Below are 12358 nucleotides of genomic sequence, written 5' to 3' on the forward strand. Positions count from 1 at the left end.
ATGGTGAGGATGGTGCGGACGCGGCTGCCGCTGGTGGTCCGGCGCGCGCTGGCCGAGCCCCTGCTGCTGGCCGCCGCGTTCGGCTCCATCCTGCTCGCGACCACGGCGATCTCGGCTCTCCTGCTGCACGCGGGGTCGGCGACCCAGGCCGGCGTGCGGCGGGCCCTGGACACGGCTCCGCTCGCCGCCACCGCCACCGTCGTCACCTCCTCGGTCACTGCCGGGGACTTCGCCGAGACCGACCGGGCCGTCCGCGCGGGGATCGCCCACGCCCACCGGGAGGTGCCCGTACGGGTCGCCGTGCGCGTCGAGTCCGCCTCCTACGCACTGAAGGGACAGGACCTCGGTGGTCAGCCCGTCCTGACCCGGTTCGCCACGTACGAGGGACTGGACGGCCGGACGGACCTGGTGAGCGGGCGCCGGCCCGCCGAGGCGAAGACGAAGACGGCGACGGTGGAAGCGGCACTGTCCGAGCCGGCCGCGCGGGCGATGGGCGTGTCCACCGGTGACGAGTTCACCGTCGTCGGACGCCTGGACGGCGAACCGGCCCGCGTGCGCGTCACCGGCGTCTTCCGGCTGCGCGACCCCGACGACCCGCGCTGGAAGGGAGAGGATCTGCTGCGCAACGGCACGCAGACCGGCGACTTCACCTCGCGTGGACCCCTGGTCGTGCCGGCCGGCACCTTCCTCGGTCGGTTCGCGACCGGCCTGTCGGCCCGCTGGCTCGCCGAACCCGACCTGCACCGGCTTTCCCCCGACCGGCTCCGGCCGTTCTCGGCGTCGGTCGCCGGGGCCTCCGCCGCCGTGCGGGCCGGCTGTCCCCGGTGCGCGGTCACCGAGACGTTGTCCGGCACGCTGCTGCGGCTCGACCGCGGCGCCCTGGTCGCCCGCTCGACCATGCTGGTGCCGGTGCTGCAACTGCTGGTGCTGGGCGCGTACGCGCTGGCGCTGACTGCGCGGCTGCTCGCCGAGCACCGCCGGATGGAGACGGCCCTGCTGCGATCGAGGGGCGGCGGGTCGCCGCGGCTCGCCGCCATGGCGGCGGGGGAGGCGCTGCTGATCGCGCTGCCCTGCGCGCCCGCGGCGCCGTTCCTCGCGCCCGTCCTCCTGCGGCTGGTGAGCGCGTTCCCCTGGATCGAGGCCACCGGCGTGGAGCCGCCCCGCACGCCCGACGGAGCCACGTTCGCGGTCGCGGCGGCGGTCGCGCTCGCCTGTGCCGCCATGCTGGCCGCCCCGCCCCTGCTCGCCGCCCGCCGCACGTACGTCGAGGAGCAGGCGGCGCGCGGGCGCGCCGACAGGCCGGGCCTGCTCCAGCGGGCCGGGGCCGACGTGGCGCTGCTCGTGCTGGCGGCGCTCGCCGTCTGGCGCCTGCGCGCCCAGGACGCGTCGGAGACGGCGCGCCTCGGCGGCGAGCTCGGGCTCGACCCGCTCGTCGGGGCGGGCCCGGCGCTCGCCCTGCTCTGCGGCGGGATGGCCGCCCTGCGGCTGGTGCCCGCCGTCGCCAGGATCGCCGAGCGGGCGACGCGGCGGCGCCCCGGGTTCGGGCCGGCCCTGGCCGCCCGCCAGGTGAGCCGGCGTCCGGCCCGCTACTCGGGTCCGGCGCTGCTGCTGACGATGGCGATGGCGATCGGCGTGCTGTCCCTGACCACCGCCGCGACCTGGCGCGGCGCCCAGGAGGACCGGGCCCGGCATCTCGCCGGCGCCGGCCTGCGCGTCCCGGCCCTCCCCGGGGACGACGCGCGAACCTTCACCACGCTGCCGGGGGTCGCGGACGCCGTGCCCGCGCATCGCGCCACGGTCGTCGCGGACGGCGCGGACGCCACCCTGATCGCCGCGGACGCGGCGCACCTGGGCCGCGTCCTGCTGCTGCGCCCCGACCTGTCGGAGCTGTCACCGGCCACGCTGGCGTCCCGGCTCGCCGGGTCCGCCTCCGCCGGACGGCCGCTTCCGGTCGTGGTGACCCCCGGCCTTTCGGACGCCGTACGGATCACGGCCGGCACGGCGACGATACCGATCACAGTGGTGGGCGTCGTCGCGGCGATGCCCGGCACACCGGAGGGCACCCCGGCCCTGCTCGCCGACCTCGCGGCGCTGCGGGCGGCGGGCGCGAAGGGGGCGAAGGGCGCGCAGTGGCCGGTGACGGAGTGGTGGCTGGCCGCGGACGGGCACGACACCACACGGGCCGCCGCCGCACGAGCCGCCGTACTGGCCGCCTCCGGGCGAGGCCGCGGGGAGGTCGTCGACGTGGCCGCGCTCACCGCCGGCTTCAGGGACGACCCCACGGCGGCCGGCCTGCAGGGTGCGCTGCTGCTCGGCTTCGCGGCGGCGCTGGCGTTCGCCGTGCTGGGATTCCTGGTCAACGCGGCGGTCGCGGCGCGCGAGCGCAGGGGTGAGTTCGCCGTGCTCGGCGCGCTCGGCGTGAGCTTCCGGCAGACGTTCGGCCTGCTGGCGGCCGAGCAGTCGTTCGTCATCGGGCTGTCGCTGGCCGGCGGAGTGGCGCTCGCCGTGGCCGTCTCCGCCGCGGTGGTGCCGCCGATGGTGACCGCCGGACACGCGACCGGGGGCGGCCTGCCCGTGCTGCTCCACGTTCCGTGGCCGCAGGTGGCGGCGCTGGCCGCCGCGGTTCTCGCGGTGCTCCTCGTGATCGTCGCCGGGCTCGCGCGGTCGCTGCACCGCCGCGAGCCGGCCGCCGCGCTGCGTGCGGGGGAGGCGTCGTGATCCGGATCCTGGGTGTGCACAGAGGTGTGGCGGCGCTGCTGGCCGCGCTGGTGTTCGGCGCCGCCCTGGTCGTCTCGGCCCTGCCCCGGATGGTCGAGTCCTCCCTCGACGCGGCTGCCAGGTCGGTCATCGGCTCCGCCCCGCCCGCCACGGCCTCGCTGGGGGTCCAGTTCACCCGGCGCTTCGACCTGACGCCGCTGCGGACGACGGCCGAGGTGGCCGAGGCGGACACCGCCTGGCGCGCGCTGCTGCCCCCGGCGCTGCGGGAGGTCGCCGACCCCGCCCCGCTCTTCGAGATCACAGCCCCGCCGATGCTCGTCAACGAGCAGACGCACCGGTATCTCACATTGAAGTGGGCGTCGGGGGCCGACCGGCGGGTGCGGTACGTCGAGGGCGGCCCACCGGGCCCCGGCTCGGGCACCCGTCTCGAGGTGGCCGTCCCCGCCGTCGCCGCCACCGAGATGTCGATCAAGACGGGCGACACGCTCCGCCTCGGCGAGTTGACCGCGAAGGTCACCGGCCTGTTCGAGCCGGCGCGTCCCGCCGACAGGTTCTGGGCCTTCGAGCCGGAACTCACCTACGTCATCCGCAGCCGCGTGCCGCTCGCCACGGAGGACGACCTGACCGTCACCGCGCTCACCGACGGCGACAGCCTCGCGGGCGCCGAACTGCCGTTGGTCTACCGCTGGATCGTCACCCCGGAACCGGACCGGATCACCGCGGGCAACGCGCAGGACGTGCTGGCCGCGACGGAGGAGTTCGGCCGCCGCCTGGGCAGGCAGGACCTCGAACTCGTCCTGTCGACCGGGTTCGACCGCCTCCTGAAGGAGTACCTGGACCGGCTGGCCGTCACCCGCGCGCTGATCACGGTGTTCCTGACCGGGCTGGCCGTCGTGTGCCTGGGCACCACGGCCCTGGCCGTGCTGCTGCTCGTCCGGCGGGTGCAGGGCGACCTGCTGCTGATGCGGGCCCGCGGCGCGTCCCTGGCCCGGGTCGTGCGCGCCTGCGGGGGAGCGGTCGTGCTCGCGGCGGTGCCGGCGGCCGTGGCGGGCCAGGTGGCCGCGGGTTTCGTGCCGGGCGCCCCGACAGCGGCAGCACGGCTGGGACCCGCCGCGCTGGCGGCGGGGACCGTCGCGATCGCCTGCGCCGCCGTCGCGCTGGGCCAGTCCGCAACGTGGCGGTCCCCGAGACGGCGGGCCCACGGACGGCTGACCGGGAGCGCGGCCCGCCGGATCGTGGTGGAGATCCTGGTGCTCGTGGTCGCCGTGGCGAGCCTCCATCTCCTGCGCACCCGCGGCCTCGGCACCGGTGACGCGTTCCTCGCGCTCGCGCCCGTGCTGCTGGCGCTGGCCGTCGCGCTGGCGGTGCTGCGCGCCGGCCCGGCCGTGATCCACCTGGCCTTCCGGGTCGCCGCCCGGCGCAGCGCCGCCGTTCCGTTCCTCGGGCTCGCCGCCGCCCGGGCCGTGCCGGGCGCCGCGCTGCCGGTGCTCACGCTGCTGCCGGCCGTCGCGCTGGCGGCGTACGGCATGGCCACCGCCGGAGGCCTGGAGGCGGCGCAGCGGCAGACGGCGTGGGAGCGGACCGGCGCCGAGATCAGGGTGGAGCGCGCCCAGGGCATCCCCCCGGAGACGGTGGAACAGATCGTCCACGCGCCGGGCGTCAGGGCCGTCGTCCCGGCCGCGGTCGGGACGACCGTCGCCGAGGTGGGATTCGAGGGGCGGCCGGCCACGGTCGTCGCGGTCGATCTCGACGCCTACCGCCGGCTGGTCGCGGGCAGCCCCCTGCGCCTGCCCGAGCTGCCCGAGCGCCCGGCGCGGGCGACGGGCGCCCTGGTGTCGCACGACCTGTCGGCCATGCGGAGCTTCGAGATCGGCTGGCCCGCGCGGATGACGGTCACCCCGGCGGGGACCGTCGACGCGATGCCGGGGGTGCGGGCGGGCGACGGCGCCCTCATCGTCCTCCCCGCGGCCCCCGACCACGTCAACACGCTGCTGATCGCGGGAGACGCCGGCGCGGTCAGGCCGCTGCTGCCGTCCGGCGCGCGCATGACCACCGTGGCGGGCGCGCTCGCCGAGATCACCGGGACGCCGCTGACGGCGGCGCTGACCGCCGCGCTGCGGGTCGCCGCCGTGGCGCTGGCCGCGTACGCGCTGGCGGCCGTCGCGATCGCCCTGACCGGAGGGGCGGCCCGGCGGGCGGAGGACCTCGGGCTGCTCCGCGCTCTCGGCCTCACCCGCAGACAGGCCGGACTGATCACCGTCCTGGAGGCGGCCCCGCTGCTCGTCCTGACCGCCGTCGCCGGGCTTGCGGCCGGTCTCGCCATGCCCGCGCTGCTCGGGGCCGGGATCGACCTGTCGGCGTACGCGGGCGGGCGTCCCGGCGCCCTGGCGGCAGGCGCGGCCCTGCCCGTCCTGCCCGCCGCCCTGGCCGGTGCTCTGGCCGCCGGGGTTTCCGCCGTCGCCCTCGCGGGCGCCTACCTGGGAGGAAGCCGTGGACACTCTGGCTGACCTGGAGGCCCGGGCCACGCGGGGCGGTCCCGCGTTCGGCGCGGACGCCCACATCCTGTGCGACAACCTCGTGCGGATCTACAAGACCGAGGGCTCCGCCGCGGTCGAGGTGGTCGCCCTTCAGGGCCTCGACCTGCTCATCGGCAGGGGTGAGCTGGTGGCGATCGTCGGGGCCTCGGGATCGGGCAAGTCGACGCTGCTCAACATCCTGTCGGGGCTCGACGTGCCGACGGCCGGGCTGGCCCGGGTCGCCGGGATCGACCTGCTGTCCATGACCCCGCGCGACCGCCTCCGCTACCGGCGCTCGGTCGTGGGCTTCGTCTGGCAGCAGACCGCCCGCAACCTGCTGCCCTACCTCACCGCGCGGGAGAACGTCATGCTGCCCATGCGGCTGGCGGGCGGCACGTCCCGCCGGGCCAGGTCGTCCCGTACGGACGAACTGCTGGAGCTGACCGGGATCGCCGACCGCGCGGACCGGCGGCCCGGGGAGATGTCCGGGGGCGAGCAGCAGCGGGTGGCCGTCGCCGTGGCCCTGGCCAACGCGCCCGAGGTGGTGCTCGCCGACGAGCCCACCGGGGAGCTGGACAGCGAGAACGCCGAGACGGTCTTCGGCGTGCTGCGCCACGCCAACCGTGAGCTCGGCGTCACGACCGTCGTCGTGACGCACGACCCGATGGTGTCGGAGCAGGTCGACCGGACCATCGGCATCCGCGACGGCCGCACCTCCAGCGAGACGTTCCGCCGCACCTCAAGCGACGGGAGGGTGGTCGCCGAGGAGTACGCGGTGCTGGACCGGGCCGGGCGCCTGCAACTGCCGAGGGAGTTCATCAACGCCCTGTCCATGGAGCACCGGGTGCGCCTGGAGCTCGAACGCGACCACATCGGGGTCTGGCCCTCGGGGGTGGAGGAAGAGACGAATGAGTGAGCCGCTGGTCGTCGTCGAGGACCTGCGCAAGACCTACCCCAAGGGCGTGCGGGCCCTGAGAGGGGTCTCCTTCGAGGCCCATCCCGGCGAGCTGGTCGCGATCCGCGGGCGTTCCGGCGCGGGCAAGACCACGCTGCTCAACCTGGTCGGCGGCCTGGACCGGCCCGACGAGGGGCGGGTGCGGGTGGCCGGACAGCAGGTGCCTGAGCTGCCCGAGGAGGGCCTGCTGCGGCTGCGCCGCGACGTCGTCGGGTTCGTCTTCCAGTCGTTCCGGCTGATCCCGGTGCTGTCGGCCGCCGAGAACGTGGGCCTGCCGCTGCGGCTGGCGCGGGTCCCGGCCAAGGACAGGGAGGAGCGGGTCAAGGTGCTGCTGTCCCTGGTCGGACTGTCCGGCCATGCCGAGCAGCGGCCGTACGAGCTGTCGGGCGGCCAGCAGCAGCGCGTGGCCATCGCCAGGGCCCTGGCCAACCGGCCCCGCCTGCTGCTCGCCGACGAACCGACCGGTCAGCTCGACTCCCAGACCGCCCGCCAGATCATGGAGCTGCTCCGGGTGCTCGTCCGGGGCGAGGGCGTCACCGCGCTGGTGGCCACCCACGACGCGGGCCTCGTCGGCCTGGCCGACCGGGTCCTGGAGCTCAAGGACGGCGAGTTCCTCCCCTGAGCTCAGGCCCAGGGGAGGGCGGCGCGGCGGGCCCAGTAGGTCTCGGCGTCCTCCGCCAGATCGGCGAGCGCCTCCTCGGCCTCGTCGTCCCAGGTGACGGTGCGCGCCGCCAGGTTCTCGGCGAGCTGGACGGTCGTGGCCGCGCCGCTCAGCACGACCCCCGCCCACGGGCGGGCGAGCACGGCGGCGAGCGCCAGGGCGTCGGGGGTGACGCCGCGGTCGCGTGCGGCGTGCGCCAGGGCCGGTGGCGCGCCGCGGGTGGTCAGCCTGCCGTTGGCCACGCCCTCCTTGACGATCACGCCAAGGCCGGCCGCGTGCGCCCGGGCCAGGGGCTCGCCCGCCGAGCGCTCCAGCAGGTTCCAGGTGGACTGCACGGTGTCGAACAGCCCCGTCGCGACCGCCCTGTCGATCGTCGCGGCCTGGCCGGGCCCGGTGGTGGACAGGCCGACGGCGACGCCCTCGGCGCGCAGGGCGCGCAGCTCGCCGAGCACCTCCTCGTCGTCGAGCACCCCGCTCTCGACCGTGGCGGAATGGATCTGGTAGAGCGACAGGTGGTCGCCGAGCAGCTCCCGGGTCTCGCCGAGCTGGCGGCGCAGCCGCGCGGCCGACAGGTCCTTCTCCTCGTGGCGGTCGGCGTCCATCCGCCAGCCGCCGACGTACTCGTACCCCCACTTCGACCCGACCTAGACCTCGCCGGGCCGGATGCCCCGGTCGGTCAGCCAGCCCGCGAGGAACTCCTCCGCCAGCCCGTAGGAGCGGGCCGCGTCGAAGTAGCGCACGCCCGCCGCCCTGGCGGCGTCCAGCACCTCCCAGGTGCGCGCCCGCATCGTCGCCACGTCGCGGTCGCCGCCGAAGTCCTCGTCCCGGCCGAGCGTGATGTACGCGGGGCGGCCGAGCGCCGCGAGCCCGAGACCCATCTCCTGCATCAACTTCCGCATGGGGCACCACGTTAAGAGACACGTGTGGTGAGGAGGCGGCCGGGGTATGGCGACAAGTCCAGCCGGCCTGTGGGTCCACTCAAGCCCGAGGTGGTGGGAGCGTGACGGAACCGGTTGCAGAGGGAGTGCGGACGGCGGCGGACGTGCTCGCCCGGACGCGCGACCTGGTGGAGCCCGCCCTGCGCCGCGCGGTCGGCACCCTGCCTCCGTCGATGTGCCGGATGGCGGGATACCACTTCGGATGGTGGGACGCGCGGGAGCGTCCGGTGCGGGCGGGCGGAGGCAAGGCCCTGCGGCCCGCGTTCACGCTGCTGGCGGCCGAGGGCGCCGGGGGAGACGCGGACGCGGCGCTGCCGGCCGCCGTCGCGGTCGAACTGGTGCACAACTTCTCCCTCGTCCACGACGACGTGATGGACGGCGACGCGGTCCGCCGCCACCGCCCCACGGTGTGGAACGTCTTCGGGCGCTCCGAGGCGATCCTGGCCGGCGACTCCCTGCTGGCGCTGGCCTTCGCCGCGCTCGCCGCGGGCGGCAGGCCCGCCGACAGCGCGCGCATGCTGGCCCGGTGCGTCCAGTCGCTGCTGGACGGCCAGAGCGCCGACCTCGGCTTCGAGGAGCGCGCGGACGTGAGCCTGGGGGACTGCGTGCGCATGGCCGAGGGCAAGACGGGCGCGCTGTTCGGATGCGCCTGCTCCCTCGGCGCGCTCCACGGCGGCGCCACCACCGAGCAGGTGGCCTTCCTGCGCGTGTTCGGCGAGCGCGTGGGGCTGGCGTTCCAGATAGTCGACGACCTGCTGGGCATCTGGGGCGACGCGGCGGTCACCGGCAAGCCGGTCCACTCCGACCTGCGCAACCGGAAGAAGTCCCTGCCGGTCGTCGCCGCGCTGACATCGGGCACGCCGGCCGGCGGCGCGCTCGCCGTACTGTACCGCCGCCCGCTCGCGCAGGCCGACCTCGCACGGGCGGCGCGGCTGGTGGAGGAGGCGGGCGGGCGGGCGTGGAGCCTCGCCAGGGTGGACGATCTGCTGTCCGAGGCACTGGAGGCGCTGCGGTCGGCGGAGCTGGCGCCAGGGCCGGCGGCGGGTCTGGAGGCCCTGGCCCGCCTGGCCGCCGACCGCGACCGCTAGCTGCTCGCCTCGCCCGCCCCGGCCGCCGCCGTGAGCTCGCGCAGCGTCCGCGCGAGCGTACGGCGGCTGTCCGGCGGCAGATGGCGCAGCGCGGCGGCGATGTGCCCGCGGCGGGCCGAGCGGATCCGCTCGAGCGCCCGCCTGCCGGACTCGGTGACGTCGATGCTGACCTCACGGCGGCTGTGCGGGGACAGCAGGCGCGTCAGCAGCCCGGCGGTGTGCAGGCGGGCCACCAGGCGGCCCGTGGCCGAGACCGACATGCCCAGCAGGGCGGCGAGCCCGCTCAGGTTCAGCGGGCCGTGCCGGTGGACCGCGAGCAGCACCCGCAACTGGGTGACCGACAGATCGGAGCCGCGGGCCACCGCGTTGAGGGTCATCTCCACCAGGGCGAGCGAGGCGTCCTCGACCGACCACGCGTCCTCCTCCAGCGCGGGGTCCGTCTCCTCCAGAGCTTCGGACCGCAGGGCTCCGGTGCTCATCGCGCCCCCAGGACCCGCGCCGGGCCGGGCCTGCGCGAGGCGCGACACTCGGGGTGGTCGCCCAGCGGCGTGCCCCGCACCCCGGCCGCCAGCAACTCCGCGAGGTGGATCGCCTGGCGCCCCACCCCCGCCTGCTCGATCTGCGTACGGCAGCTGAATCCGTCGGCGAGCACGACCGTGCGGGCGTCGGCGGCGCGGATGGCCGGCAGGATCTCGTGCTCCGCGCAGGCCATCGACACCTCCAGGTGGCCGGCGGTGAAGCCGAAGTTCCCGGCGAGGCCGCAGCAGCCGCCCACCGCCTCCACCCGCACCCCGGCCCGGGACAGCAGGGCCTGGTCGGTCTCGAAGCCGAGCACCGAGTGGTGGTGGCAGTGCGGCTGGGCGACCGCGTCCCGGTCGATCCGGGGCGGATCCCACCCGTCGGTCGCGCTCAGCAGTTCGGCGAGGGTCCTGGTCTGCTCGCGCAGCCGGGCGAAGTCCCGGTCGTGCGCGAACATCTCCGGCGCGTCGGCGCGGAACACCGCCGCGCAGCTCGGCTCCAGCCCGACGATCGGGATGCCGCGGCGCAGCGCCGGGGCGAGGGTCCGCACGGTGCGGCGCAGCACCCGCCGCGCCACGCCGAGCTGGCCGGTCGAGATCCACGTCAGGCCGCAGCACAGCGTTCGCGGCGGAATCAGCACGCGGTAGCCCGCCGACTCCAGCACCTCGACGGCGGCGCGGCCGATGTGCGGGTGGAAGTTGTCGGTGAAGGTGTCCGGCCACAGCACCACGGGCCCCCGCTCGCCCCCGCCGTGCGGCCCGCGCCGCCGATACCAGTCGCTGAAGCGGGCCCGCGCGAAGTCGGGCACCGGCCGGGCCGGTTCGAGCCCCGCCAGGCGCTTGGCGAGCCCGGACAGCACGGGCGCGTGCGCCAGCGCGTTGACCACGCCCGGGGCGAGCGCCGCCGCGCGGGCCCACACCGGCAGCCACCCCATCGCGTAGTGGTCCATCGGCCGGATCCTGCGCGCGTAGTGGTGGGCGAGGAACTCGGCCTTGTACGTCGCCATGTCGACCTGCATCGGGCAGTCGTGCTTGCAGCCCTTGCAGGCCAGGCACAGATCGAGGGCGTCGTGCACGGCGGTGGAGCGCCAGCCGTCCTTCACCGCGGAGTCGGCGTGGCCGTTCAGCATTTCGAACAGCAGCCGGGAGCGCCCGCGAGTGGAGTGCTCCTCCTCGCCGGTGGCCCGGTAGGACGGGCACATCACGCCGCCGACGTGCTCGCGGCATTTGCCCACCCCCACGCACCGCATGACGGCCCGCTGGAAGCTGCCCTCGTCGTCGGGGTAGCCGAAGTGCACGGGCGGGTCGGCGGGCGTCCACTCGGGGCCGAGCCGCAGGTTCTCGTCCAGCCGGTACGGCGCGACGACCTTGCCGGGGTTCATCCGGTCACCGGGATCGAAGACGGCCTTGACCTGCTCGAACGCGGTCATGACCGCGGGCCCGAACATCTTGGGCAGCAGCTCGCCCCTGGCCTGGCCGTCGCCGTGCTCGCCGGACAGCGAGCCGCCGTAGGAGACGACGAGATCGGCGGCCCGTTCGAGGAAGGCGCGGAAGGCCGCCACCCCGTCGGCGGTCACCAGGTCGAACGGGATGCGGGTGTGCACGCAGCCCTGCCCGAAGTGCCCGTACAGGGAGGCGTCGCCGTAGCCGAACTCCTCGAACAGGCGGCGCAGGTCACGCAGGTAGGCGCCGAGCTTGTCCGGCGGGACGGCCGAGTCCTCGTAGCCCTCCCACGTCTCGCGCATGCCGGGCACGCGGGCGGTGGCGCCGAGCCCGGACTCGCGGACCTCCCACAGCTCCTTCTCGGTCTTCGCGTCGTCGATGAAGGAGATGTGCGGCGCGTGCTCGCTGCCCTTCAGCTCCTTCAGCAGGTCACGTCCCTTGGCGTCCGCCTCCTTCTGCGAGTCGCCGCCGAAGGAGACCATGAGCCAGCCGCCGCCCTCCGGCAGCCGCGTGAGCGCGTCGGGATGCATGTGCTTGCGCCGCTCGAAGTCCACAAGCTTGTCGTCCACCCCTTCGAGCTGGAGCGGGCCGTGGCGGGCGATGCGCGGCACGGCGTCGGCGGCCACGTTGATGTCGTGGTAGCCGAGCAGGACGAGGCACTCGGCCTTGGGCGCGGGCACCAGGCGCAGCTCGGCCCGCAGCACGGTGACCAGCGTGCCCTCCGACCCGACCAGCGCCCTGGCCAGGTCGAACCCGGCCTCGGGCAGAAGCTGGTCGAGGTTGTAGCCCGACACCCGGCGGGGGATGTCGGGGAAGCGGCGGCGGATCTCGTCGGCGTGCTCGTCCACGATCGCGCGCAGCTCGCGGTAGATCCGCGCCCTCGGCCCGCCCTCGGCCATGATGCGGTCGAACTCCTCGCCGCCGGTCGGCCCCACCCACATCCGCTGGCCGTCGTAGGTGAGGATCTCCAGCCGCGCGATGTTGTCGGCGGTCTTGCCGTACGCCTGGGCGGTCGAGCCGCAGGAGTTGTTGCCGATCATGCCGCCGAGCGTGCACTGGGAGTGGGTGGACGGGCGCGGCCCGAACATCAGGCCGGTGTCGGCCAGCAGCCGGTTCAGCACGTCGAGCACGATGCCGGGCTCGACCACGCAGGTGCGGGCCGCGGCGTCCACCGACACCAGCCGGTGGCAGTACTTGGACCAGTCGATCACCACGGCGGCGTTGCAGGTCTGGCCGCCCAGGCTCGTCCCGCCGCCCCGTGAGGTGATGGGCGCGCCGTGCTCCCGGCAGACCGCGATCGCCTCGGCCGCCGCGTCCACCGTGCGCGGCACCACCACCCCGAGCGGCACCTGCCGGTAGTTCGATCCGTCGGTGGAGTAGGACCCCCGGCTGCCCGGGTCGAACCTGACCTCGCCGTCCACCCGGGCGGAGAGGTCTCGCTCCAGGTCGCGCAGCCGCACGTACGGCCGGCGCGGCCGGGCTGCCACGGGCGCGGGAACGAGCACCTGGTCCGTCATGGCG

8 protein-coding genes and 1 pseudogene are annotated in these 12358 nt (G+C 75.6%); 5 read left to right on the plus strand and 4 right to left on the minus strand.

Annotated elements, in window-relative coordinates; translation table 11 throughout:
- From Msi02_RS12535 to Msi02_RS12550, 4 genes are read left to right on the plus strand one after another with little or no spacing between them, the layout of a single operon-like run.
- Entirely contained in the window at nt 1-2718 is a 2718-nt protein-coding gene (locus Msi02_RS12535; RefSeq protein WP_204048509.1) for an FtsX-like permease family protein, read from the plus strand.
- Nucleotides 2715-5225, plus strand: a complete 2511-nt coding sequence (locus Msi02_RS12540) for an FtsX-like permease family protein (RefSeq protein WP_204048510.1) — start codon at nt 2715-2717, stop codon at nt 5223-5225. Before Msi02_RS12535 ends, Msi02_RS12540 begins: the two co-directional genes overlap by 4 nt.
- On the plus strand, nt 5209-6150 hold the full coding sequence (locus Msi02_RS12545) for an ABC transporter ATP-binding protein (RefSeq protein ID WP_204048511.1): 942 nt from the start codon (nt 5209-5211) through the stop codon (nt 6148-6150). Before Msi02_RS12540 ends, Msi02_RS12545 begins: the two co-directional genes overlap by 17 nt.
- Nucleotides 6143-6811, plus strand: coding sequence for an ABC transporter ATP-binding protein (locus tag Msi02_RS12550; RefSeq protein WP_239108354.1), 669 nt, complete (start codon nt 6143-6145; stop codon nt 6809-6811). The genes Msi02_RS12545 and Msi02_RS12550 overlap by 8 nt, the downstream gene beginning before the upstream one ends.
- A gap of 2 nt (nt 6812-6813) precedes the next feature.
- Here the strand turns inward: Msi02_RS12550 and Msi02_RS12555 are convergent.
- Together Msi02_RS12555 and Msi02_RS43175 are read right to left on the minus strand one after the other, a co-directional pair.
- A pseudogene (locus tag Msi02_RS12555) lies at nt 6814-7458 on the minus strand (aldo/keto reductase); the annotation flags it as partial.
- Between the two features lie 36 nt (nt 7459-7494).
- Nucleotides 7495-7749 carry an aldo/keto reductase gene (locus tag Msi02_RS43175; protein WP_239108356.1) on the minus strand — a complete coding sequence of 85 codons (255 nt, stop codon included), beginning with the start codon at nt 7747-7749 and terminating at the stop codon, nt 7495-7497.
- 101 nt (nt 7750-7850) lie between these two features.
- On the opposite strand from Msi02_RS43175, the gene Msi02_RS12560 reads away from it, so the two are divergent.
- Complete coding sequence (locus Msi02_RS12560) at nt 7851-8876, plus strand: family 2 encapsulin nanocompartment cargo protein polyprenyl transferase (RefSeq protein WP_239108357.1); 1026 nt, start codon at nt 7851-7853, stop codon at nt 8874-8876.
- Here Msi02_RS12560 and Msi02_RS12565 read toward each other — a convergent pair.
- Both Msi02_RS12565 and Msi02_RS12570 read right to left on the minus strand, forming a co-directional pair.
- Nucleotides 8873-9355, minus strand: a complete 483-nt coding sequence (locus tag Msi02_RS12565) for a MarR family winged helix-turn-helix transcriptional regulator (protein WP_204048512.1) — start codon at nt 9353-9355, stop codon at nt 8873-8875. The two genes, Msi02_RS12560 and Msi02_RS12565, sit on opposite strands and share 4 nt — an antisense overlap.
- Nucleotides 9352-12354, minus strand: a complete 3003-nt coding sequence (locus tag Msi02_RS12570; protein ID WP_204048513.1) for an FAD-binding and (Fe-S)-binding domain-containing protein — start codon at nt 12352-12354, stop codon at nt 9352-9354. The genes Msi02_RS12565 and Msi02_RS12570 overlap by 4 nt, the downstream gene beginning before the upstream one ends.
- Between the last annotated feature and the right edge of the window lie 4 nt (nt 12355-12358).

Source organism: Microbispora siamensis, from assembly GCF_016863095.1.
Lineage (GTDB): Bacteria > Actinomycetota > Actinomycetes > Streptosporangiales > Streptosporangiaceae > Microbispora > Microbispora siamensis.

Coding starts and splice junctions, on each gene's coding strand:
- Msi02_RS12535 (WP_204048509.1), top strand. CDS start 1: ATGGTGAGGATGGTGCGGACGCGGCTGCCGCTGGTGGTCCGGCGCGCG.
- Msi02_RS12550 (WP_239108354.1), top strand. CDS start 6,143: ATGAGTGAGCCGCTGGTCGTCGTCGAGGACCTGCGCAAGACCTACCCC.
- Msi02_RS43175 (WP_239108356.1), bottom strand. CDS start 7,749: ATGCGGAAGTTGATGCAGGAGATGGGTCTCGGGCTCGCGGCGCTCGGC.
- Msi02_RS12565 (WP_204048512.1), bottom strand. CDS start 9,355: ATGAGCACCGGAGCCCTGCGGTCCGAAGCTCTGGAGGAGACGGACCCC.
- Msi02_RS12570 (WP_204048513.1), bottom strand. CDS start 12,354: ATGACGGACCAGGTGCTCGTTCCCGCGCCCGTGGCAGCCCGGCCGCGC.